Origin of the sequence: Nocardioides epinepheli, assembly GCF_037936805.1 — a bacterium.
Lineage (GTDB): Bacteria > Actinomycetota > Actinomycetes > Propionibacteriales > Nocardioidaceae > Nocardioides.
Window position 1 is genome coordinate 148,858 of sequence record NZ_JBBMMC010000007.1, and the last position, 22,980, is coordinate 171,837.

At 70.0% G+C, this 22,980-nt stretch carries 19 protein-coding genes; 15 read left to right on the plus strand and 4 right to left on the minus strand.

The window, feature by feature from the left end; genetic code table 11:
* The first annotated feature begins 107 nt into the window (after nt 1-107).
* From WMR31_RS11530 to WMR31_RS11565, 8 genes are all read left to right on the plus strand, one after another.
* Complete coding sequence (locus tag WMR31_RS11530; RefSeq protein WP_340538972.1) at nt 108-1,682, plus strand: DUF6461 domain-containing protein; 1,575 nt, start codon at nt 108-110, stop codon at nt 1,680-1,682.
* A gap of 146 nt (nt 1,683-1,828) precedes the next feature.
* Nucleotides 1,829-2,998, plus strand: coding sequence for a CaiB/BaiF CoA transferase family protein (locus WMR31_RS11535; protein WP_340538973.1), 1,170 nt, complete (start codon nt 1,829-1,831; stop codon nt 2,996-2,998).
* A gap of 45 nt (nt 2,999-3,043) precedes the next feature.
* On the plus strand, nt 3,044-3,976 hold the full coding sequence (locus tag WMR31_RS11540; RefSeq protein WP_340538974.1) for an ABC transporter substrate-binding protein: 933 nt from the start codon (nt 3,044-3,046) through the stop codon (nt 3,974-3,976).
* A 7-nt stretch (nt 3,977-3,983) separates the two neighbouring features.
* On the plus strand, nt 3,984-4,835 hold the full coding sequence (locus WMR31_RS11545; protein ID WP_340538975.1) for an amino acid ABC transporter permease: 852 nt from the start codon (nt 3,984-3,986) through the stop codon (nt 4,833-4,835).
* Complete coding sequence (locus WMR31_RS11550) at nt 4,832-5,569, plus strand: amino acid ABC transporter ATP-binding protein (protein ID WP_340538976.1); 738 nt, start codon at nt 4,832-4,834, stop codon at nt 5,567-5,569. Before WMR31_RS11545 ends, WMR31_RS11550 begins: the two co-directional genes overlap by 4 nt.
* A 20-nt stretch (nt 5,570-5,589) precedes the next feature.
* Nucleotides 5,590-7,026, plus strand: a complete 1,437-nt coding sequence (locus tag WMR31_RS11555; protein ID WP_340538977.1) for a flavin-containing monooxygenase — start codon at nt 5,590-5,592, stop codon at nt 7,024-7,026.
* 60 nt (nt 7,027-7,086) lie between these two features.
* Complete coding sequence (locus WMR31_RS11560; RefSeq protein ID WP_340538978.1) at nt 7,087-7,281, plus strand: CsbD family protein; 195 nt, start codon at nt 7,087-7,089, stop codon at nt 7,279-7,281.
* A gap of 54 nt (nt 7,282-7,335) precedes the next feature.
* Nucleotides 7,336-8,034 (plus strand): CPBP family glutamic-type intramembrane protease, encoded by a 699-nt coding sequence (locus WMR31_RS11565; RefSeq protein ID WP_340538979.1) that lies wholly within the window; start codon nt 7,336-7,338, stop codon nt 8,032-8,034.
* 33 nt (nt 8,035-8,067) lie between these two features.
* Here WMR31_RS11565 and WMR31_RS11570 read toward each other — a convergent pair whose 3' ends face one another.
* Complete coding sequence (locus WMR31_RS11570) at nt 8,068-8,967, minus strand: NAD(P)H-binding protein (RefSeq protein WP_340538980.1); 900 nt, start codon at nt 8,965-8,967, stop codon at nt 8,068-8,070.
* Between the two features lie 195 nt (nt 8,968-9,162).
* Between WMR31_RS11570 and WMR31_RS11575 the strand changes: the two genes are divergently transcribed.
* A complete protein-coding gene (locus tag WMR31_RS11575) occupies nt 9,163-10,593 on the plus strand; it encodes a DEAD/DEAH box helicase (protein WP_340538981.1) in 1,431 nt (476 codons plus the stop codon).
* 338 nt (nt 10,594-10,931) lie between these two features.
* On the opposite strand, the gene WMR31_RS11580 is transcribed toward WMR31_RS11575, so the two are convergent.
* Entirely contained in the window at nt 10,932-11,636 is a 705-nt protein-coding gene (locus WMR31_RS11580) for a MerR family transcriptional regulator (protein WP_340538982.1), read from the minus strand.
* Between the two features lie 163 nt (nt 11,637-11,799).
* On the opposite strand from WMR31_RS11580, the gene WMR31_RS11585 reads away from it, so the two are divergent.
* Complete coding sequence (locus WMR31_RS11585) at nt 11,800-13,011, plus strand: acetyl-CoA C-acetyltransferase (RefSeq protein ID WP_340538983.1); 1,212 nt, start codon at nt 11,800-11,802, stop codon at nt 13,009-13,011.
* A gap of 144 nt (nt 13,012-13,155) precedes the next feature.
* Complete coding sequence (locus WMR31_RS11590; protein ID WP_340538984.1) at nt 13,156-15,363, plus strand: 3-hydroxyacyl-CoA dehydrogenase NAD-binding domain-containing protein; 2,208 nt, start codon at nt 13,156-13,158, stop codon at nt 15,361-15,363.
* 97 nt (nt 15,364-15,460) lie between these two features.
* Here WMR31_RS11590 and WMR31_RS11595 read toward each other — a convergent pair whose 3' ends face one another.
* The gene (locus WMR31_RS11595) at nt 15,461-15,808 is read right to left on the minus strand and encodes a hypothetical protein (RefSeq protein WP_340538985.1); all 348 of its coding nucleotides are present in this window, start codon (nt 15,806-15,808) and stop codon (nt 15,461-15,463) included.
* 379 nt (nt 15,809-16,187) lie between these two features.
* Between WMR31_RS11595 and WMR31_RS11600 the strand changes: the two genes are divergently transcribed.
* The gene (locus WMR31_RS11600) at nt 16,188-18,074 is read left to right on the plus strand and encodes a protein-arginine deiminase family protein (protein ID WP_340538986.1); all 1,887 of its coding nucleotides are present in this window, start codon (nt 16,188-16,190) and stop codon (nt 18,072-18,074) included.
* A 25-nt stretch (nt 18,075-18,099) separates the two neighbouring features.
* On the opposite strand, the gene WMR31_RS11605 is transcribed toward WMR31_RS11600, so the two are convergent.
* Nucleotides 18,100-19,443: an aminotransferase-like domain-containing protein gene (locus WMR31_RS11605; RefSeq protein ID WP_340538987.1), complete on the minus strand. Its 1,344-nt coding sequence runs from the start codon at nt 19,441-19,443 to the stop codon at nt 18,100-18,102.
* A gap of 136 nt (nt 19,444-19,579) precedes the next feature.
* On the opposite strand from WMR31_RS11605, the gene WMR31_RS11610 reads away from it, so the two are divergent.
* From WMR31_RS11610 to WMR31_RS11620, 3 genes are all read left to right on the plus strand, one after another.
* Nucleotides 19,580-20,419 carry a nitrilase-related carbon-nitrogen hydrolase gene (locus WMR31_RS11610; protein ID WP_445321628.1) on the plus strand — a complete coding sequence of 280 codons (840 nt, stop codon included), beginning with the start codon at nt 19,580-19,582 and terminating at the stop codon, nt 20,417-20,419.
* A gap of 31 nt (nt 20,420-20,450) precedes the next feature.
* Nucleotides 20,451-21,890, plus strand: coding sequence for a dihydropyrimidinase (gene hydA, locus WMR31_RS11615; RefSeq protein ID WP_340538989.1), 1,440 nt, complete (start codon nt 20,451-20,453; stop codon nt 21,888-21,890).
* A 61-nt stretch (nt 21,891-21,951) separates the two neighbouring features.
* On the plus strand, nt 21,952-22,980 hold the full coding sequence (locus WMR31_RS11620; protein ID WP_340538990.1) for a TIGR03842 family LLM class F420-dependent oxidoreductase: 1,029 nt from the start codon (nt 21,952-21,954) through the stop codon (nt 22,978-22,980).

Here is a 22,980-nt window from a genome sequence, read left to right on the forward strand (position 1 = left end):
TCCGGGGAAGGTCTCCGCCACGATGGCGGCTTGGCAGGCCCGACCGGCGATCGACGACTCGTCGCCTTTCTGTGCGCCCCCAGCGCGCAAGGCTCCAGAATGTGACGATGACATCAGGGCCCGAGGCGTATTCCTGGATCAACGACACTTACCTTTGCGAAGCCGGGTGCGTCACCGTGGTCCCCGCCGCCGACAGTGCGGCGGTCCTCACCGCCTTCGGCGTCGACGTCAGCTCGGGTCGACCCGGGTCGTTGAACGACCTCGGGATGGGTGCGGGAGCCGGTGGGCCGATCTACTCCGTGACGTTGGGAGAGGCGATGATCCTCTTCGAGAACAACGGATTCCAGGGCGCGCGACCCGAGGTCCTTGGCCCGGCCTCCTCAGCCAGCAGGGCCGGGGTCGCGTCATCCTTCTTCTGGAACATCAATGCGTTGACGTCGTTCTCCGGAGCCCGCAATGGCGCCGTGCTCTTCGGCGTCGAGTTGATCGGGCCGGAGGACGAGGACGACCAGGAGTTGGCCGACGTCCCGGCGCAGTTGCGGGCGCTCGTCGTCGAGGGTGGATCCGAGGACGGGGACATGCTCGGCTCGGGCCTGGCGCTGATCGCTGCGCACACCGCCACGCCCTTCTCGGCATCGGTGGTCTCCGGCGGCGTGATCTACGAGGCCGCGCCAGTCCCTGAGGATCTGCGTGACTACAGACTCGGTCGCCACGACGTTTCCGGGTTGCGTGACGCGCCGGCCCTGGTGGGTGCTCTGTCTCAGCAGGGCCAGCGGCTCTTCGCAGAGTGGGCCGCCGCGGCCTCGGTTCGCGAGGCCGACGTCGGTGGTGAGGCGGCCGTGGCTGAGGTGCTCGCACAGTTCGGCCGAGGATCCCGGCCGTCCGCGCCGTCGTCCCTCGATCAGCTCGCCCAAGCGACAGCCAAGCGTCACAACGATTTCTCCGAGCTAGTGGATCAGCGCGAGTGGGGCGGCCTTCGCTCGATCCCGGCCGGACGTTGCTATATCGCGACTGTCCCGAGCATCTTCGGGCAAAGTCGAGGCATGTCTGTCCTCGAGGGCGCCTACTTGGGCCAGCGGGATCGCGCGGTCGAAGCGGTGCGGTACGCATGCCACGAGGACCCGCTCTCTGCAGCCCTCGGCTCCCTCGATGCGGCCAGCAGTACGTTCGAACGTGGACGCACCGCGCGAGGATGGATCTTCGAGTCCGATCCTGATGGCGGCCGCTATCGCGTCGGCACCGCGCCGAATCCTCGGCACACCGCTTTCGTCGAGGCGGTGACTGCGCTCCTCGCCGACCTGGCCACAACCGAGGATGGCTACCGCGCCTGCCTGCGCGCCAGTTCGGCCCTTCCTCGCCCGTTGCGGGCCGCGGAGCGACGTCGGGCCATCCATGAAGACGCCGTCGCTGATGCTGAGGGCAAGTTCGCGACCTATCAGATGGCTGCTGCCACCGACCTCGATGAAGAAGATGATGACGAGGATGAGGCCGAGTTCGTCAACGGATGGCGTCCGCCTGCCGACCCGCCGGTTGGGGGGTTGTACGGCTACTCGCTAGGCGAGATCGAGTACCTCGAGATCGAGGTCGACATCGATGTCGAGTTGCGGCCTGAAGGCTGGCCGAAGGCATGGCCACGCCCGGACGACGACTCGAACGGTGGCTCGACCGAACGGTCCGAGTGACCATCCCCGCTGCCCAGTAATAGTCACGCCCGCAGCGAACCGACCCGCCGACGACAAGTGCCGCTCAGACCACGATCGCTGGCGCTCCTTGCCCAACCTCCGGCGGTCCCGGGCAACCGGCGACCACATGCGGCAGGATCGCCGACGTGAGCGAGCAGAGCGCGACCATCGAGCTGGGTCAGGGCACCGGGCCGCTGCGCGGCGTCAAGGTGGTGGAGATCGCGGGGATCGGGCCGGGACCGCACGCGTGCATGATCCTGGCCGACCTGGGGGCCGACGTGATCCGCATCGAACGGCCTGGAGGCGCCGGCCTGGCCGGCGGGCCGACGATGCTGCTGAACCGCGGCCGCCCGAGCGTGGCCCTCGACCTGAAGCAGCCCGAGGCGGTCGAGACCGTCCTGCGCCTGGTGGCCGAGGCCGACGTGCTCATCGAGGGGATGCGACCGGGCGTCACCGAACGCCTCGGGCTCGGCCCCGACGAATGCCTCGCGGTCAACCCCCGGCTGATCTACGGCCGGATGACCGGATGGGGCCAGGACGGTCCGCTGGCGCAGGCCGCCGGCCACGACCTGAACTACATCTCGATCACCGGCGCCCTCTACGGGCTCGGGCAGGACCCGAGCCGCCCGCACTTCCCGGCGAACCTCGTGGGCGACTTCGGGGGAGGGTCGACCTACCTGGTCATCGGGATCCTCGCGGCGTTGCTGGAGGCGCGCACGTCCGGACAGGGCCAGGTCATCGACGCCGCGATCGTCGACGGCACCGCACACCTCAATGCGATGACCAGCGCCTTCGCGCAGGCACCCGGCCACCGCGAGGAGCGGGCGGCCAACCTGCTCGACGGCGGCGTTCCCTTCTACGACATCTACGAGACCTCCGACGGCCGTCACCTGAGCGTGGGTCCGCTCGAGCCGCAGTTCTTCGCCACCCTGGTCGGACTGCTCGGCCTGGAGGACACCTGCCCTAGCCAGGCCGAGACCGATCGCTACGACGAGATGCGCCGCCTTTTCACCGAGACGTTCGCCACACGGACCCAGGCCGAGTGGGTCGAGATCTTCGAGGGAACCGACGCCTGCGTGGCCGGGATCATCCCGCTCAGCGAGGCTCCCGGCCACCCCCACCTCGCCGCCCGAGGCACCCTCGTCGAGCGCGACGGACTGGTCCAACCCGCGCCCGCACCGCGGTTCTCGCGCACCGAGCCCACCTTGACGACGCCGCCCTCGCGTCCCGGCGAGCACACTCGCGCCGCGCTCCTCGCGTGGGGCATCGACGACGCCGACGCGCTGGTCGAGCGGGGCGTCGCCGTCCAGACCTGAGCAAGACGTACGCAACCGCGGCGAGCCGGGCCTACGATTCGGCCCATGCATGCCCTGTCTGCCCAGTCTGCGCGTCGCCTGGTCGCCGCCGCCACCCTTCCCCTCCTGCTCGTCGCCGGTGCCGCCTGCGCTCCCGAGGAGGACAAGGCCGCCGACGACGGAGGCAACTCCGGCACCTCGACCGACAGCCCCTCCGGCGACGCCTCCGGCGGCACCGACACCGCGTCGTGCGAGGTCGCCGACCTCGACCTCTACGAGGACGGCAAGCTCACCATCGCCACCGACTCCCCGGCCTACGAGCCGTGGTTCACCGACAACGACCCGAGCAACGGCGAGGGCTACGAGTCCGCGGTGGCCTACGCGGTCGCCGACCAGCTGGGCTTCGCGCCTGACGACGTCAGCTGGGTCACCGTGCCCTTCAACACCTCCTACGCCCCGGGCGAGAAGAAGTTCGACTTCGACATCAACCAGATCTCGATCACCCCCGAGCGGCAGAAGGTCGTCGACTTCTCCCAGGGCTACTACTCCGCCGCCCAGGCCGTCGTCACCTTGAAGAACTCCCCGGTCGCCGACGTGACCAGCATCTCCGACCTGGCCGACTACCGGCTCGGCGCCCAGACCGGCACCACCTCGCTCACCGCGATCCGCGACGTGATCAAGCCCGGCGACGACCCGCTGGTCTTCGAGGACACCAACGCCGCCAAGCAGGCCCTCCAGAACGACCAGGTCGACGCGATCCTCGCCGACCTGCCGACCGCGTTCTACATCAGCGCCGTCGAGATCCCCGACAGCGCGATCGTCGGCCAGTTCCAGGTCGAGTCGAGCGACGCCGAGGAGTTCGGGCTGCTGTTCCCCAAGGGCAGCTCGCTGGTGTCCTGCGTCGACCAGGCGCTCACCACGCTCAAGGACGACGGCACGCTCGACAAGCTCGAGCAGCAGTGGCTGTCCGAGGTCGTGAGTGTCCCCGAGCTCTCCTGAGCCTCCCGTGATCGAGGAATGGACGCCGAGCGCACGCGAGCTCGAGCGGGAGGATGTGCGCCGGCGACGGCGTCGTAGGTCGATCCTGATCGCCGGTGCGATGACGATCGCGGTGTTCGGTCTGCTCATCGCCGCGATCGGCTCCTCGCCGGGGTGGCCCTCGGTGAAGGAGACGTTCTTCAGCTGGGAGCACGCCAAGGAGTCCTTCCCCGAGCTGATCAAGGGCTTCTGGATCAACGTGAAGCTGTTCTTGATCTGCGAGCCGGTGATCCTCGTGCTGGCGCTGCTCGTCGCGCTGGCGCGGGTCTCGCGCTCGCCGTGGCTGCTGCCGTTGCGGATCGTGGCCGTGGGCTACACCGACATCCTGCGCGGGGTCCCCACCATCCTACTGGTGGTGCTCCTCGCCTTCGGCATGCCCGCGCTCGGCCTCCAAGGCGTCCCCAAGAGCGCGCTGTTCTGGGCCGGGGTGGCGCTCATCCTGTCCTACGGCGCCTATGTCGCCGAGGTGTTCCGCGCCGGCATCGACTCCATCCACCCCTCCCAGATCGCCAGCGCCCAGGCCCTCGGGCTGAGCCGGTTCCAGACCCTGCGCGACGTCGTGGTGCCGCAGGCCGTCCGGCGGGTGCTGCCGCCGCTGCTCAACGACTTCGTCTCGCTCCAGAAGGACACCGCGCTCGTGGCTGCCGCCGGCATCTTCGACGCCGTCTTCGCCGCTCGCGACTACGGCAACTTCAACTTCAACTACACCCCGCTCGTGGTCGTCGCCGGCTTCTTCGTGGTGATGACCGTGCCGCTGGCCCGGTTCACCGACTGGCTCCAGCGCCGCTACGCGCAGCGGGAACGGGCGGGTGCACTGTGAGCTCGTTGTTGGAGATCGAAGGCCTGCGCAAGTCCTACGGCGACCGGCTCGTGCTCGACGACGTCGCGCTCGACGTCGAGCCGCACGACGTCGTGTGCCTGATCGGCTCCTCCGGGTCCGGCAAGTCGACCCTGCTGCGCTGTGTGAACCTGCTGGAGGAGATCGACGACGGCGTCATCCGCTTCGACGGGCGCGAGATCTCCGATCCGCGGGTGGACCCGCGCGGGGTGCGTCGCCGGATCGGCATGGTCTTCCAGGCCTACAACCTCTTCCCGCACCTGAGCGTGCTCGACAACTGCACGCTCGCGCCGCGCCGGGTGCACGGAGTCGGGAGGGCCGAGGCCGAGCGCCGGGCCCGCGAGCTGCTGGAGACCTTCGGGCTGGCCGAGCATGTCGACAAGTACCCCGACCGGCTCTCGGGCGGCCAGCAGCAGCGCGCCGCGCTGGTGCGCGCGTTGTGCACCAAGCCCGACCTGCTGCTGCTCGACGAGATCACCGCCGCCCTCGACCCCGAGCTGGTCGGCGAGGTGCTCACCAACGTGCGCGCCCTCGCGGAGGAGGGCACCACGATGGTGCTCGCCACCCACGAGATGAGCTTCGCCCGAGACGTCGCCACGAAGGTCTGCTTCCTGCACCAGGGCCGCATCCTCGAGCAGGGCACCCCCGAGCAGATCTTCACCGCACCCGCGCAGGAGCGCACCCGGCAGTTCCTGCGCCGCGTCCTGCCCGGCTGACGGCGCTACCGTTCACTCTCGTGAGCGAGCACGTCGACGTCCTGATCGTGGGGGCCGGGCTGAGCGGGATCGGCGCGGCGTGCCAGCTTCGTGCCGGGCATCCCGGCCGCAGCGTCGCGGTCCTGGAGGCCCGCGACGTCAGTGGCGGCACGTGGGACCTGTTCCGCTACCCCGGCGTGCGCTCGGACTCCGACATGTTCACCTTCGGCTACCGCTGGCGTCCGTGGCCGAGTGAGACGGCGCTCGCCGACGGCCCGCTGATCCTCGACTACCTGCGCACCGTGGCCGAGGAGCGCGGCGTCGACCGGCTGATCCGGTACCGGCACCGGGTCGTCTCGGCCGCCTGGGACTCCGCGACCGCGCGCTGGAGCGTGGTCGTCGACCACGACGGCGTCGAGTCCACGATCACCTGCGACCTGTTGTGGGGGTGCACCGGCTACTACGACTACGAACGCGGGCACCGTCCGGAGTTCCCGGGCGAGGAGTCCTTCGCCGGGCAGGTCGTGCACCCGCAGTTCTGGCCGGAGGACCTGGACCACACCGGGCTCGACGTCGTCGTCATCGGCTCGGGCGCGACCGCGGTGACGCTGGTGCCGGCGCTGGCGGAGAAGGCGCGGCACGTCACCATGCTCCAACGGACCCCGACCTACATCATCCCGCAGCCCGACCGTGACCCGCTGGCCGTCGCGCTGCGCCGGCTGCCGGAGCGGGTGCGCTACCCCGTCGTCCGCTGGGCCAACGTGCTCAAGCTGGTGGCGAACTACCAGCTCGCGCAACGCTTCCCCGCGCAGGCCAGGAAGCTGGTGCGCCGGCTCGCCGAGAAGTCGCTGCCGTCGGACACCTCCTACGACGAGCACTTCCAGCCGCCCTACGACCCCTGGGACCAGCGCCTGTGCGTGGTGCCCGACGGCGACCTCTTCCGAGCCCTGCGCGAGGGTGGCGCCTCGGTCGTCACCGACTCGATCGAGACCTTCACCCCCGGTGGCATCCGGACCACGTCGGGTCGCGAGCTGGCCGCCGACCTCGTGATCACCGCCACCGGTCTCGAGCTCAAGCTGTTCGGGGGCATCGAGATCACCGTCGATGGCGAGCCGTTGGTAGCCAGCGAGACCATGGCCTACAAGGGGCTGATGCTCAGCGGCGTCCCGAACTTCGTGTTCACCATCGGCTACACCAACGCCTCCTGGACCCTCAAGGCCGACCTGGTCGGCGACTACGTCGTGCGGCTGCTCGACTTCATGGACGCCCGCGGGCTGCGCACCGTCGTGCCGGTGCGCGAGGACGCCGTCGGCGAGCGGCCGTTCATGGACCTGCAGTCGGGCTACATCCAGCGTGCGGTCGCGTGGCTGCCGCGCCAGGGCGATCGCGCCCCGTGGCAGCTGAAGCAGAACTACTTCGTCGACGTCCGCACGATCCGGCGCGGCGAGATCGACGACGACGTGCTGGCGTTCACCTGATCGCCCGCACTCAGGCCTACGGGTGAGTCGGTCGCTTGAGTGGCGTGGTTGGGTGGAGCTATGGGTATCGATGACAAGTTCGACAACAAGGCAGAAGAGCTCAAGGGCAAGGCCAAGGAGGGCACCGGCCGGGCCACCGGCAACGAGCGTCTCGAGACCGAGGGCAAGGCCGACCAGTCCTCCTCGAAGGTCAAGCAGGCCGGCGAGAAGGTCAAGGACGCCATCAAGGACGTCAAGGACGGCCTCACCAAGTAGTCCCCGCCACCGCCCTCCCCGCTACGGTGTCGCGGGGAGGCGGTGGATGGGTTGTTGAAGGGCTGGGTCGAGCGGTCGCTCTGGGACGTCGTTCCCCGCGACCATCGCGATTCTCCCGATGCACTGAGGCGTCGGCGCGTCGTCACCGTCGGCGTCATCCTTCTCGGGTCCGTCGTCCTGGCCGTGCTGCTGCGGCTGGATCGTGGCAGCCTCGCCTTCACCGCGACCTCGCTGCTGCTCGCCGCGGTCTGGGCGGGTGGTGCCTTCGCCTCCGGCCCGTTGCATCTGGGCCGTATCGGCACCGGGGACGACACCGGTGAGCGACTGCGACCGGTCCTGGCGCCCTTCCTCATCGGCGCCGCGCTCGCCGGCGTGTTCGTCGCGGGCGCCCTGGTCGTACGCGAGATCGAGCCGCTGGCCGATCAGGTCCGATCGGTGCTCGGCTTCGCCACCGAGGGCAATCTGGCGGTACTGGCCATCGTGACCGCGGTCAACGGCGTCGCCGAGGAGCTGTTCTTCCGGGGGGCGGCCTACGCGGCGATCACCCGTCACCCGGTGGCCTGGACGACGCTGGCCTACACGATCGCGACCGCCGCCACCGGCAACCCCATGCTCGCCTTCGCCGCGGTCGTGCTCGGAGTCGTCGTCGGGCTGCAGCGGCGCGCCTCCGGCGGAATCCTGGCGCCGATCATCACCCACTGCACGTGGTCGCTGATCATGCTCTTCGCTCTCCCCGCCATCTTCGGCGCGTGACCTGGATCCAGGCTGAGCTCCCGCGCCCGGTGCTCAGGCCCAGCGCTGGTTGGTCTCGTCCTCCTCGAGCGCGCGCCGGACGGCCTCCTGGTAGGTGAGCGGCTCGCCGGGCACCAGGTCGCGGATCGACTGGTCGGTCACGATGACCTCGGTGGACATCGACTCGATCAGGTTCGCCGCGGTCGTGGTGTCGACGTCGGTGACGAAGGAGATCCAGTGCGAGCTGAGGGAGGGCGTGAGGACCGGCACGGTCGCGATCGCCCGGCGGTTCCCCCGCATCACCTCCGCGGCCTGCTGGATCATGTCGAGGTAGGTGAGCTGGTCGGTACCGCCGATCTCGAAGACGCGTCCGATGGCCTCGGGGTTGTCGATGACGCCGTCGAGGTAGCGCACGACGTCGGTGATCGCGATCGGCTGTGTGCGCGTCTTGGCCCACTTCGGCACGATCATCGCGGGCAGGTTCTCGACCAGCTGGCGGGTGATCTCCCACGAGATGCCGCCCGCCCCGACGATCACCGCGGCTCGGAGCACCGTCACCGGCACTCCGGCCTCGCCCAGCAGCGACTCGACCTCGCGCCGCGAGCGCAGGTGCGGCGAGAGCTCTCCGTCGCCGCCCAGCCCTCCGAGGTAGACGATCTGCCGCACCCCGGCCTGTGCCGCGGCTCGGCCGAAGGCCTTCGCGGCCTCGGCATCGCGACGCTCGAAGTCGCGGTCGCCGAGGGAGTGCACGAGGTAGACCGCGACGTCGACGCCCTCCAGGGCCGGACCCAGGGTGTCGGCGTCGAAGACGTCGCCGGCGACCGGCTCCGCCTCGCCGTCGTAGTCCTCGGGTGAGCGGGTCATGGCACGAACTTTCAGGCCGCGCTCGATCAGCACGGGCTCCAGGCGCCGGCCGACGAAGCCGGTGGCGCCGGTAAGGAGGACAGTGGTCACGCTCACACGCTACGCGGGCGCTGCGATGCGGGTCCTCACCCTTCGAGCCGCTAGGCTCACCTCATCGGTCCGTCCAGTCTTGCCTCGGACCCCGCGCCGTCTGCGGCGCCCCTCCAGTGCGGAGGGCATGCATCCTCCGTCCGGCCAACCGGCCCGGACCGCTTGGTGAGACACACCAACCGTGAGTGAACTCCTGTGACTTCGTCTGTCTCCTTCGCCGACCTCGGCGTGCCCGCCGACCTCGTGGCCGTCCTGGCCGAGCGCGGCATCACCACCCCTACTCCCATCCAGGCCGCGACGCTGCCCGACTCGCTCGCCGGCCGCGACGTCCTGGGCCGGGGCCGCACCGGCTCCGGCAAGACCTACGCCTTCCTGCTCCCGATCGTCGACCGCCTCGTGGCCTCCGGCCGCAAGGCGAAGCCGGGCCGCCCCCGGGCCCTCGTGCTGGCCCCCACCCGTGAGCTCGTCGGCCAGATCCAGGAGTCGTTGGCGCCCCTGGCCGCTGCCGCCGGCCTGCGCACGATGACGATCTTCGGCGGGGTCGGCCAGAACCCGCAGGTCCAGAACCTGCGCCGCGGAGCCGACATCGTGCTCGCCTGCCCCGGCCGCCTCGAGGACCTCATCGGCCAGGGCCACTGCGACCTGGGCGACGTCGAGATCACCGTGCTCGACGAGGCCGACCACATGGCCGACCTCGGCTTCCTGCCGGCCGTGCGCCGCATCCTCGACAAGACCCCGGCCGACGGGCAGCGACTGCTCTTCTCGGCCACCCTCGACAACGCGATCGACGTCCTGGTCAAGCGCTACCTGTCGTCTCCGGTGGTGCACCAGGCCGACTCGGCGCAGTCGCCGGTCGCCACGATGGACCACCATGTGCTGCACCTCGCCCGTGAGCACCGACTCCCGGTGCTGGTCGACCTGGCCTCCGCGCCGGGCCGCACCGTGGTGTTCACGCGCACCAAGCACGGCGCCAAGGCGCTGGCGCGCCAGCTCAACCGCTCCGGGGTGCCGTCGGTCGACCTGCACGGCAACCTCAGCCAGAACGCGCGCACCCGCAACATGGAGGCCTTCCACTCCGGCCGTGCGACCACGCTGGTCGCCACCGACATCGCGGCTCGCGGCATCCACGTCGACGACGTCGCCCTCGTCGTCCATGCCGACCCGCCCACCGAGCACAAGGCCTACCTGCACCGTTCGGGCCGTACCGCCCGGGCCGGTGCCGCCGGCACCGTCGTCACGCTGATGACCGACGAGCAGGTGCGCGACGTCAGGCAGCTGACCCGCGCCGCGGGCATCCGTCCGACCACGACCCGGGTCTCGGGCTCCTCGCACCCGGTGCTCGCCGAGCTCGCCCCCGGCGAGCGGACCCTGGTGCCGGGCGGTCTGGTGATCGAGACGCCGGACCAGCCCCGGCGATCGGCCAAGCCGAAGTCCGCGTCGAGCAACAACAGCGGGCGCTCCGGCGGCCGGCCGAACAGCAACGGCGGCGCAGCGAAGCGCGGCGGCAACGGTGGCGGCGGAAACGGCGGCGGCTCTCGTCGTCGGGGCCGTGGCCGGGGCCGTTCGGGCGCGGGTCGTCCGAGCAGCGGAGGCCACTCCGCCGCGTCCTTCTCCTCGGGTCGCTAGGTCGCCGAGCTCGCCTCACCGGAGGTCGAGCAAGCGAGCGCCGGCGAAACCTCGGGTGCCGACGCGGTCCAGGCCGCCGGAGGTCGAGCAAGCGAACGCCGGCGAAACCTCGGGTACCGACGCGGTCCAGGCCGCCGGAGGTTGAGCAAGCGAGCGCCAGCGAGCGCTGACGAAACCCCGGCAACCGTCCTTGCCAGGGTTTCCGAGGCCGGTTGTGAGGTTTCGTCGGCGCCGGTCGGGCTCGTTCCTCGCCCTTCCGGCTTGCTCAACCTCCGAGGGGTCGCCGCGCGCGCCGGAGGTTGAGCAGGCGAGCGCCGAGGAAACCCGGCAACCGTCGACTAGCGCCGGTGCGGCGCGGCGCTGCGCGCGGCCTTGGCGACCTCGGTCTCGTAGGCCGTCACCAGGCCGCCGACCGAGAGTGGCTTGAGACGCTCCATGACCTCCTGGAAGCGTTCGGAGTCCTGTGAGTCGTAGTGGGGTGCGAGCTTCTCGGCGACCATGTCGTGCAGCTCCTCGGCCATCTGACGGCCGTGCGCCTGGTAGATGTCGCGGGCGGACTCGGCGACCTCGCGCGGGAAGCCGAGGTCGAGCAGCCGGATGCCGATCCCGAGCTGGGTCCGTGCGACCAGGAAGCGCTCGCCGCGCACCCGCACGATGCCGAGGGCCACGAGTGTGGCGAGGTCCTCCTCGCTGAGGTCCCGGCCGGCGCGTCGTTCGAGCTCGTCGCGCTCCATGTCGACCGGGAGGTCGGACTGCCATGGCGCGAGCATGGTGCGGGCCAGCGCGATGTCCTCCGGCTCGGCGTCCTCGGGGAGCGCCGAGACGTAGCGCTCGATCGCGGCGAGGGTGAAGCCGTGGGCCTGGAGCTCGAGGACGAGCTCGATCCGGGCGACGTGCTCGGCGGAGTAGTAGCCCGAGCGTCCGTGCCGGATCGGCGCGGGCACCAGGCCGCGAGAGGTGTAGAAGCGCACATTGCGCACGGTGAGGCCGACGCGTGCGCACAGCTCGTCGAGGGTCAGCAGTCCCTCCGGGCGCTCGGCCATCGGCGTGACCCCCCTCACTAACTCCGCCGGTTCCTTGACGACTCTGACAGTATTGGTGTCACAATCGCTAGTGCAAGCGGACAGTCCGCGCGCCAGCCGACATCCAGCCGACGTCAGTCGTCGATCAGTCGTCATTCAGCACCGATACGAGCAAGGACGGGTCATGGCAGAAGCATTCGTGTACGACCACCTCCGCACCCCGCGCGGCAAGGGCAAGGCCGCCGGTTCCCTCCACGAGGTGAAGCCGATCGACCTGATCGTCGGCCTCCTCGACGAGGTCAAGACCCGCAACCCCGACCTCGACCCGGGTCGCGTCGACGACGTCGTCCTCGGCGTGGTCTCGCCGATCGGTGAGCAGGGTGGCGACATCGCCAAGACCGCGGCGCTCGCCGCGGGCTACCCCGAGACCGTCGCCGGCGTGCAGCTCAACCGCTTCTGCGCCTCCGGTCTCGAGGCCGTCAACCAGGCCGCTGCCCGCATCCGCGGCGGCATGGAGGACCTCATCCTCGCCGGCGGTGTGGAGTCGATGAGCAACGTGCCGATGGGCTCCGACGGCGGCGCGTGGGCCCAGGACCCCGCCACCGCGCTCACCACCGGCTTCGTCCCGCAGGGCATCGGCGCCGACCTGATCGCCACCATCGAGGGCTGGAGTCGCGACGACGTCGACGCCTACGCCGCCGAGTCGCACCACCGCGCCGCCAAGGCCCAGGCGAACGGCTACTTCAACGGCGCGATCGTGCCGGTCAAGGACAAGTCCGGTCTGGTGATCCTCGACCACGACGAGACCGTCCGCCCCGACACCAGCCCCGAGGGCCTGGCCGGGCTGCGGCCCAGCTTCGCCCAGCTCGGCGCCGACGCCGGCTTCGACGACGTCGCGCTGGAGAAGTACCACTGGCTGGAGAAGATCAACCACGTCCACCACGCCGGGAACTCCTCCGGCATCGTCGACGGCGCGGCCCTGATGGCGATCGGCAACGAGCAGATCGGCTCCGACCTCGGTCTGACCCCCCGCGCCCGCATCGTGTCGATGGCCGTGAGCGGCGCCGACCCGACGATCATGCTCACCGGCCCGGCGCCCGCGGCCCGCAAGGCACTCGCCAAGGCCGGTCTCACCGCGGCCGACATCGACCTGTGGGAGATCAACGAGGCCTTCGCCGCGGTGGCGATGCGCTTCATGCGCGACATGGAGATCTCCCACGAGGTCACCAACGTCAACGGCGGCGCGATCGCCATGGGCCACCCGCTGGGCGCCACCGGCGCGATGATCCTCGGCACCCTCATCGACGAGCTCGAGCGGCGCGACCAGAAGCGCGGCCTCGCCACGCTGTGCGTCGGCGGCGGCATGGGCATCGCCACCGTCGTCGAGCTGGTCTGACCTCTGCGTCTTCGTCCCTCCGGCCGAGGAGGCTTGTTACCGACCGTTATGACCTCTGACCTGCTCTTGTAAGCGCAGGTCAGAGGTAACAACGGTCAGTAACAAGCCGCGGCCGCCCACCGCCACAGACAGGAACCACGAACGATGAGCACCACCGACACCCAGACCGCCGTCCGCTACGACCGGGACGCCGACGGCATCGTCACCCTCACCCTCGACGACCCGAACCAGTCGGCGAACACGATGAACCAGCTCTACGTCGACTCGATGAAGGCGGCCGTGGACCGCCTCGAGTCCGAGCTGGCGGCCGACCCCGACTCGATCGCCGGCGTCGTCATCGCTAGCGCGAAGAAGACCTTCTTCGCCGGCGGCGACCTGCGCGAGATGACCCAGGCCACCAAGGACGACGCCGCGTCGGTCTTCGCGACCTCCGAGAACGTCAAGAGCGACCTGCGCCGCCTGGAGAAGCTGCCCAAGCCCGTCGTGGCAGCGATCAACGGCGCTGCGCTCGGCGGCGGACTCGAGATCGCGCTCGCGGCCAACCACCGCATCGCCGTCGACGAGCCGAAGGTGGTCCTCGGCCTGCCCGAGGTGAGCCTCGGCCTGCTGCCCGGTGGCGGCGGCGTGACCCGGATCGTGCGGATGCTCGGCCTGCAGGACGGCCTGATGAACGTGCTGCTCGAGGGCAAGCAGTTCAAGCCCGAGCAGGCGCTGAAGGTCGGCGTCATCGACGAGGTCGTCGGCAGCCAGGACGAGCTGCTCCCCGCGGCGAAGGCGTGGATCAAGGCCAACCCCGAAGCCGCCCAGAAGCCGTGGGACCAGCCCGGCTACCGGATGCCCGGTGGCTCCCCGCAGTCGCCCAAGCTGGCGGCCTTCCTGCCGGCCTTCCCGGCGCTGCTGCGCAAGCAGACCAAGGGCGCGGTCTACCCGGCAGCGCGGGCGATCCTGTCGGCCGCCGTCGAGGGCGCGAGCCGCGACTTCGACACCGCCAGCCGGATCGAGTCGCGCTACCTGACGAACCTGATCGTCAACCAGGGCTCGAAGAACATGATCCAGGCGTTCTTCTTCGACCTCCAGGCGATCAACTCCGGCAAGCTCCGCCCGCAGGGCATCGAGCCGTGGAAGGCCACCAAGGTCGCCGTGCTCGGCGCCGGGATGATGGGCGCCGGCATCGCCTACGTGTGCGCGAAGGCCGGGATGGACGTCGTCCTCAAGGACGTCTCCACCGAGAACGCCGAGAAGGGCAAGGCCTACTCGGCCGGCATCCTCGACAAGGCGATCGCCAAGGGCCGCTCGACGGAGGAGAAGAAGACCGAGCTGCTCGACCGGATCACCGCCACCGGCGACGCCGCTGACCTGGCCGGCTGCGACCTGGTGATCGAGGCCGTCTTCGAGGACCCCGCCCTGAAGGCGAAGGTCTTCGCCGAGGTGGCCGAGCACGTCAACCCCGACGCGCTGCTGTGCTCCAACACCTCCACCCTGCCGATCACCGAGCTCGCCGAGGGCGTCGACCGTCCCAAGGACTTCATCGGCCTGCACTTCTTCAGCCCGGTCGACAAGATGCCGCTGGTCGAGATCATCAAGGGCGAGCAGACCTCCGAGGAGGCGCTGGCCAAGGCCTACGACGTCGTCCAGCAGATCCGCAAGACCCCGATCGTGGTCAACGACAGCCGCGGCTTCTACACCTCGCGGGTCATCGGCTTCATGGTCAACGAGGGCATGGCGTTGCTCGCCGAGGGCGCCCACCCGTGGAGCATCGAGCGGGCCACCACCCAGGCCGGCTACCCGGCGCCGGTGCTGCAGCTCTCCGACGAGCTCAACCTCGAGCTGATGGGCAAGATCACCAAGGCCACCCGGGAGGCGGCCGAGCGCGACGGCGGCACCTACGTCGAGCACCCCGGCATCGTCGTCATCGACAAGATGCTCGAGGCCGGTCGCCCAGGTCGCCTGCGCGGCGCCGGGTTCTACGACTACGACGAGTCCGGCAAGCGCGGGTCGATGTGGTCGGGCCTGGCCGAGCTGTTCCCGCCGGCGGAGAAGCAGATCCCGCTGCAGGACATGAAGGACCGGATGATGTTCGCCGAGGCCCTCGAGACCGCCAAGTGCTTCGAGGAGGGCGTCATCGAGACCTCCGCCGCGGCCAACATCGGCTCCATCATGGGCATCGGCTTCCCGCCGATGACCGGTGGTGCGGCGCAGTTCATGACCGGCTACGAGGGCGCCGACGGCGAGATCGGCCTCAAGGCGTTCGTCAAGCGCGCCGACGAGCTCGCCGCCGCCTACGGTGAGCGCTTCACGCCCACCCCGTGGCTGCGCAACCTCGCCGAGACCGGCGGCTCCCTGCCCGTCTGATCGAGTGCACTGATCAGAGTCACGTTCGGCCCGCCAGCCCTGCTGGCGGGCCGAACTCGTGGAGGAGCGGGTCGCGCAGTCCCAACCCGGTAGGGCGTCAGTCGGCCGCTGGTCGGATGTAGAAGCCGAGGCTGTCGATGCCCTCGTAGTCGAGCCAGACCTCGGTGACCGTGACGCGGTCGCCGACCTTGATGTCGTACTCGGGAACAAGGAGCGGAACACCACATGTGTCGTGTGTGCGCTCGACGCAGATGCTCCGAGGGCCGACGGTCGTCACCGTCGTCGTGAACTCCGACTCGACCTCCACTCCCGTCTCGTCGTGCCCGAGCATCAACGCGACGCCGGCCGCGGCGAGCACCGCGCCGACGACGAGGCCGGCAAGGGCAGCCAGAGCAGTCGGACCTCGCGTGGTCCGAGTCTCGTCCGGCGCCTCGGTGTGCATCATGTCCTCCGGAGCCAAGTGCGGAGCACGTGCCGCACTTCCCCGGTAATCGAGCAGATCGGCATCGGGTCGTCCCTTGAGTCGAGCCCGGGGGGTCGAGCCGAGTGAGCGAACTCTACGGGAGGCGGCGCTTCCGGAACAGCGTCGATCCGGCGGCTGTGGACACGCCGGTTTCCGAGGTCGGTTGCGAGGTTTCGTCGGCGGCCGACTGTCAGGCGGGCTCGTTCCTCGCCCGCCCGGCTTGCTCAACCTCCGAGTGCCAGCCGCTGCGGAACGACGCGGACAACTCCGCGGAGGGCGGTTCGGTTGTCAGCGAACGACCTTCTCACATTCCCCCTCAACCGCTGGGCTTTCGCCGCTCTCGGTACCTAGGCTCGCGGGCATGTCTCGCCCCGAATCGCCTCGTCCCGGCCCCACCGACTCCGTGCGCCGACGTCGCCGGATCGCCCTGTCGCTGCTGCTCCCGCTTACCCTCCCCGCACCCCTCGCGTGGAGTGTGGCCGGTCCGGCGTCGGCTGCGGAGCCGAACGCGATCGACCTGCGCGTCGACGTCGACCGGGACGGCGTCGTCTCGCTCGACGACGGCAGCGCCGACGGCACGACGGTCCCGGCCACGCGCGACCGCGGGGCGCTCTTCCTGGCCAACCTCGACGACGACGCGCGTCGCTGCAAGATGACCGGCGCGGGCGGCGACCCGCTCACCCTGGCGCAGCTGGCCACCTGCTACGACGGCGCCGACAAGCGGGTCAACGGCTCCGCCGACGAGCTCGACCTCGCACGCATCAAGTCGGTGCCGATGGCCGAGATCGGTGACGCCGCTCAGGGGCAGGTGAGCCTGGACGCCGCGAGTCGCGACCGCGCGAACCTGTTCGTCCGCGACGGCTCATCCTGGCGCTACCTCGGGGCGAAGGGCACCGTGTCCGCGGCGCTGCTCCGGTCCGGCCTCGAGCTGGGCATCGAGGGCCGCGACGTGCGCCGGGCCGCGAAGGGCTGGAACGGCCGCGCCACCGTCACCGTCACCGTCAACGACGCGGGGACGACGTCCACGGACTCGGTGAGCCTGTTCCAGGCGCCGGTGCTGACCAGCAACCACACCGAGCCGGTCCAGCGGATCCTCGTCTCGCTCGTGGGGAAGAAGGCGGCCAAGAAGTGGTCGGCGCCCAAGGCCGTCAAGGCCTCTCAGCGGATGGCCACGCGCATCGACCAGGTGTCCAAGTCCGCCGGGCTGCGGCCGGCCATCCGGCTGCGGGGTGGGGAGATCTTCCCGCAGGACCACTTCGAGCAGATGTTCACCTCGATGCCGGGCGCCGGCGGGAAGGCGCACACGATGCGCGTCCTGCTGCGCTCGCCGCAGTCGTGGCGCTACGGCGCCCGCGAGCTGTACCGCCGCTTCCGCGGCGTCGACTCCGCGGTGATCCGCGTGCGCCAGGACGCCTCGGGCGGCGACGGATCGGGTCAGACCCTGAGCTCGATGGGCAACCTCGAGACGATCCCGCCCTACACCTGGAAGGGCAAGAGCTACCCCCACGGCCGCGCCCTGCTCGGTGCCGACCCGCGCGACAAGGAGCGTCCCGCGCCGTCGCTGCTGCGGCTGCTGCGCGCCAACGGCCAGGCACCCCTCGTGCTCGACGCCGGCTGGACGTTCGTCGAGCACATCGACGAGTCGATCCAGTTCCTGCCGGCCGACAACGAGCGAGGGTGGAAGGTCGCGATCGCCGACCCGGCGGCCGGCCTGCAGCTTCTCCGGGACGCCAGCGCGGCCGGTCATGGCGACGTCCGCCTATTCCCCAAGAAGCTCGGCTACACCCGGCTCACCACGATCGACGAGTACCTCGACGACCCCGACCGGGTGCTGGTGGCCGAGAACAAGATGGCCTCACGTCGCGTCGAGGCCAACCTGCGGGTGCTCGAGCGCGAGACCGGGATCACCGAGGCTGACGTCGTGCGCGTCCCGACCCTGTTCGGCTCGATCGAGCTCGACTGGGGCCACGAGGCCGGGACGCCGCGCATCTCGCCGCTGAGCGCGGTGATCGCCGACGCCGTCAACGGCGTGGTGCTCGACGACGACCGCGTGGTGGTGCCGCGGCAGAAGGGGCCGCGCGTGGCAGGGCGGGAGCTCTTCGCCGACGCGGTGCGCGATGTCTACGCAGAGGCAGGGTTCAAGACCACCTGGGTCGCCGACGACTTCTACCACCGCAACGACGGCGAGATCCACTGTGCGACCAACACCTTCCGGCGCGTCGACGCCGACTGGTGGCAGACCGGCTGACCGGCAGGCCGCCGGCCGGACCGCACTACTGCGCCCGGGCGGCGGCGGCCAGCTCGGCCGCCACGTGCGGAGCATCGGCCGGAGTGACCAGGCCGGTGGTGACCCGCAGGTGGGAGTCGACGGCGTGGTCGGGGTCGGCGAGGAAGGCCGAGCCGGTCGCCACGCGGATGCCCGCTGCGGCGAGTTGGACCGAGGCCGCGGCGACGTCGGCGACCGGAAGCCACAGGTTGATCCCGTCGGGCGGGGGCAGCACCACGCCATGCTCACGCAGCGCGGTGGTGATCGCGTGCTGGCGACCGACGTAGTGGCGGCGGGCCTGGGAGACCTCCTCGGCGGAGTCGGGGCTGGTGAGCAGGTCGAGCAGGATCGACTGGAGCATCCGCGAGGTCCACGACGGTCCCAGCATGCGGCGCGCGACGACGCGGTCGATGAGCGAGGCGGGGCCGCCCACCGCGGCGATGCGCAGGTCGGGGCCGTGTGACTTGGAGTAGGACCGTACGTGGACGACGCGGTCGGGGAGCCAGGTGCCGAGGGTGACGTCGGGGGTCACCGAGATCGCGCCGGAGTGGTCGTCCTCGATGATCCAGGGCACCACCTCCCGGGCAGCGCGGCGGCGGCGGAGGGTTGACGCCAGGGCCTGTGCGCGCTCGGGCGTCATCGCCGCCCCGGTGGGGTTGTGCGCCCGCGGCTGGAGCACGACGGCGACCGGCCGTGTCGCGAGCGCGCGGCGCAGCGCGTCGACCCGCAGCCCCTCGGCGTCCACGGCGACCGGCACCACCTCGGCGCCGAGTGCCTCCACGAGGTCGAAGAACGGCGGGAAGCCCGGAGACTCCAGCACCACGCGGTCGCCGTAGGAGACCAGCTGCTCCAAGGTACGACCGACCGCGTCGGTGGCGCCGTTGACGACGGTGATCGACTCGGCCGGATAGGGCCAGGTGGCCGCGAGTGTCTCGCGCAGCGCGGGAAGCACCGGCTCCTCGTGGTAGGCGAGCGTGGCGGCGCGCGCGGACACCCGCGCCAGAGCCGGCCCGAGAGACGGCAGGAGTGCCGGATCCGGGATGCCTCGCGAGAGGTCGAACGGCAGACGCTCCGGTCCGGCGCCGACCAGCCCGCGCACTCGGGGGCTGAGCCACGCGGTGGGGGTGTCGCGGACGAACGTGCCGGCGCGGCCGCGGGAGACGACCAGGCCGGTGCGGCGCAGTGCCTGCCAGGCCGCGCTCACCGTCGCCGGCGACACGCCGAGATCGGCCGCGACGTCGCGCACGGTCGGCAGCCGGGCGCCGGGGGCGAGGTCTCCGGAACGGACGGCCCGGCTGACGGCACCGGCGATCGCCCGCGGAGTCCGCTCATCTAGTTCGGAGAAGTCCACGCCAGATCCTTGACATGAGCGTAATGAGCGCGAAATGTTCAGCCCACAAGATAACAGAACTCTCGGAGCATGAACCGGGCGTGAGCCGCCCAGAAAATCCACCCGACCCGAGCCCGCGGAGGACCCGTTGACGATCGTGAAGGCCGCCATCAGCCAGACCACCTGGACCGGTGACAAGGAGTCGATGCTCGACAAGCACGAGCAGTTCTCCCGCGACGCGGCCGAGCAGGGGGCACAGGTCATCTGCTACCAGGAGCTCTTCTACGGGCCCTACTTCGGGATCACCCAGGACCAGAAGTACTACCGCTACGCCGAGCAGGCCGACGGCCCGATCGTGCAGCGCTTCGCCGACCTCGCCAAGGAGCTCGGCATGGTCCACGTCCTCCCCATCTACGAGGAGGACCAGACCGGCGTCTACTACAACACCACCGTCGTGGTCGACGCCGACGGCACCATCCTCGGCAAGTACCGCAAGCACCACCTGCCGCACCTCGACCGGTTCTGGGAGAAGTTCTACTTCCGGCCCGGCAACGTCGGCTACCCGGTCTTCGACACCGCGGTCGGCAAGGTGGGCACCTACATCTGCTACGACCGGCACTTCCCCGAGGGGTGGCGAGAGCTCGGCCTGAACGGCGCCCACATGGTGTTCAACCCCAACGCCACCAAGCCCGGGCTCTCCAACCGGCTCTGGGAGGTCGAGGGGCCCTGCGCCGCCGTCGCCAACGGCTACTTCGTGCTCCAGCCCAACCGGGTGGGTCGTGAGGACAACGAGTACGGCGATCTCGCCGTCGACTTCTACGGCACCAGCCAGGTCATCGACCCGCGCGGCAACTTCGTCGGCGAGCGGGGCTCCTCGGAACACGAGGAGCTCCTGGTGCGTGACCTCGACATGGACATGGTCCAGCAGATGCGCGACGACTGGCAGTTCTACCGCGATCGCCGACCGGACTCCTACACGCAGATCGCCAAGCCCTGACTTGCCTGACCCGTAAGGAGGCAACACCCGCATGAGCACGCTCCTGATCACCGGAGGCACCGTCGTCAGCTCCACCGGCCGCACCGAGGCCGACGTGCTGGTCGACGGCGAGAAGATCGTCGCGGTCCTCGAGCCCGGCTCGAACTTGCTCGGTACCGACCTCGGATCCAGTGTCGACCGGGTCATCGACGCCACCGGCAAGTACGTCATCCCCGGCGGCATCGATGCCCACACGCACATGCAGCTGCCCTTCGGCGGCACCGAGGCCAGTGACACCTTCGAGACCGGCACCACCGCCGCCGCCTGGGGCGGAACCACCAGCATCATCGACTTCGCGGTGCAGAAGACCGGCGAGACGGTTGAGAGCGGCCTGGAGGCCTGGCACGAGAAGGCTCGCGGCAACTGCGCGGTCGACTACGGCTTCCACCAGATCATCGGCGGCGTCGACGAGCAGTCGCTCAAGGCGATGGAGACCCTGATCGACGAGGGCATCACCAGCTACAAGCTGTTCATGGCCTACCCCGGCGTCTTCTACTCCGACGACGCCCAGATCCTCAAGGCCATGCAGAAGGCCGCCGAGCTCGGCCTGCTCACGATGATGCACGCCGAGAACGGTCCGGCCATCGACGTCCTGGCCCAGCAGCTCTACGACCAGGGCAAGACCACCCCCTACTTCCACGGCATCGCCCGCGCCTGGCAGATGGAGGAGGAGGCCACCCACCGCGCGATCATGCTGGCCGACCTCACCGAGTCGCCGCTCTACGTCGTCCACGTGAGCGCCAAGCAGGCCGTCGACCAGATCGCGGCCGCGCGTGACCGCGGGAAGAACGTCTTCGGCGAGACCTGTCCGCAGTACCTCTACCTGTCGCTGGAGGAGCAGCTCGGCGCCACCGGCGACCGGACCTGGGGTGAGTTCGAGGGCGCCAAGTGGGTCTGCTCGACGCCGCTGCGCTCGCGCGAGGAGGGCCACCAGAACGCCATGTGGCAGGGCCTGCGCACCAACGACCTCCAGATGGTCTCCACCGACCACTGCCCCTTCTGCATGAAGGACCAGAAGGAGCTCGGCAAGGGCGACTTCCGGGCCATCCCCAACGGCATCGGCTCGATCGAGCACCGGATGGACCTGATGTACCAGGGCGTCGTCACCGGCGAGATCAGCCTCGAGCGCTGGGTGGAGCTCACCTCCACGACGCCGGCGCGGATGTTCGGTCTCTACGGCACCAAGGGCGTCATCGCACCCGGAGCCGATGCCGACATCGTCGTCTACGACCCCAACGGGCACACGTCCATCGGCGTCGACAAGACCCACCACATGAACATGGACCACTCCGCCTGGGAGGGCTTCGAGATCGACGGCCACGTCGACGTCGTCGTCAGCCGCGGCGACGTGGTGGTCTCCGACGGCGAGTTCCACGGTCGCGCGGGCCACGGCAAGTTCCTCAAGCGCGGTCTCACCCAGTACCTCACCTGATCTCGGATCGGTTTCGTCAGGCTCAACGGTTTCGTCAGGCTCAACCTCCGAAAGGCACACCATGGACTTCGGCGTCGTCCTCCAGACCAACCCGCCCGCGTGGCGCACCGTCGGTCTGGCCAAGCGGGCCGAGGAGCACGGGTTCGACTACGTGTGGACCTTCGACTCCCACCTGCTGTGGCAGGAGCCCTACGTCATCTACTCAGCGATCCTCGCCGAGACCAACCGGGTGATCGTCGGCCCGATGGTCACCAACCCCGCGACCCGCGACTGGACCGTCACCGCCTCGGTCTACGCCACCCTCAACGAGATGTACGGCAACCGGACCGTGTGCGGCATCGGCCGCGGCGACTCGGCGGTCCGGGTGCTCAACGGCAAGCCGACCACGCTCAAGGAGGTCCGCGAGGCCACCCACGTGATCCGTGAGCTCGCGAACTGCCGGCCGGTCGAGGTCAACGGCACCACGCTGCAGTTCCCCTGGGCACGCTCCTCCGAGCTCGAGGTGTGGATCGCGGCGTACGGACCGCTGGCGCTCAAGACCACCGGCGAGGTCGGGGACGGCTTCATCCTCCAGCTCGCCGACGTCGACATCGCCAGGTGGATGATCGGCGCGGTCCGCAAGGCCGCCGAGGACGCCGGACGCGACCCCGACGCGATCACCTTCTGCGTCGCCGCACCGGCCTACGTCGGCGACGGCAGCCCGGAGTCGCTCCAGCACATGCGCGAGCAGTGCCGCTGGTTCGGCGGGATGGTCGGCAACCACGTCGCCGACATCGTCGCCAAGTACGGCGAGGGCGGCGACATCCCGCAGGCGCTGACCGACTACATCAAGGGCCGCGAGGGCTACGACTACAACACCCACGGCAAGGCCGACAACGACCACGTCGACTTCGTGCCCGACGAGATCGTCGACCGGTTCTGCATCCTCGGCACCCCCGAGGACCACATCGCCAAGCTCGAGGAGCTCAAGGCGATCGGCGTCGACCAGTTCGCGGTCTACCTCCAGCACGACAACAAGGAGGAGACGCTGCGGCAGTACGGCGAGACCATCATCCCGGCGCTGCGCGAGCACGTGACCGCGAAGGCCTGA

Coding starts and splice junctions, on each gene's coding strand:
- WMR31_RS11530 (WP_340538972.1), top strand. CDS start 108: ATGACATCAGGGCCCGAGGCGTATTCCTGGATCAACGACACTTACCTT.
- WMR31_RS11540 (WP_340538974.1), top strand. CDS start 3,044: ATGCATGCCCTGTCTGCCCAGTCTGCGCGTCGCCTGGTCGCCGCCGCC.
- WMR31_RS11560 (WP_340538978.1), top strand. CDS start 7,087: ATGGGTATCGATGACAAGTTCGACAACAAGGCAGAAGAGCTCAAGGGC.
- WMR31_RS11580 (WP_340538982.1), bottom strand. CDS start 11,636: ATGGCCGAGCGCCCGGAGGGACTGCTGACCCTCGACGAGCTGTGCGCA.
- WMR31_RS11585 (WP_340538983.1), top strand. CDS start 11,800: ATGGCAGAAGCATTCGTGTACGACCACCTCCGCACCCCGCGCGGCAAG.
- WMR31_RS11590 (WP_340538984.1), top strand. CDS start 13,156: ATGAGCACCACCGACACCCAGACCGCCGTCCGCTACGACCGGGACGCC.
- WMR31_RS11595 (WP_340538985.1), bottom strand. CDS start 15,808: ATGATGCACACCGAGGCGCCGGACGAGACTCGGACCACGCGAGGTCCG.
- WMR31_RS11600 (WP_340538986.1), top strand. CDS start 16,188: ATGTCTCGCCCCGAATCGCCTCGTCCCGGCCCCACCGACTCCGTGCGC.
- hydA (WP_340538989.1), top strand. CDS start 20,451: ATGAGCACGCTCCTGATCACCGGAGGCACCGTCGTCAGCTCCACCGGC.
- WMR31_RS11620 (WP_340538990.1), top strand. CDS start 21,952: ATGGACTTCGGCGTCGTCCTCCAGACCAACCCGCCCGCGTGGCGCACC.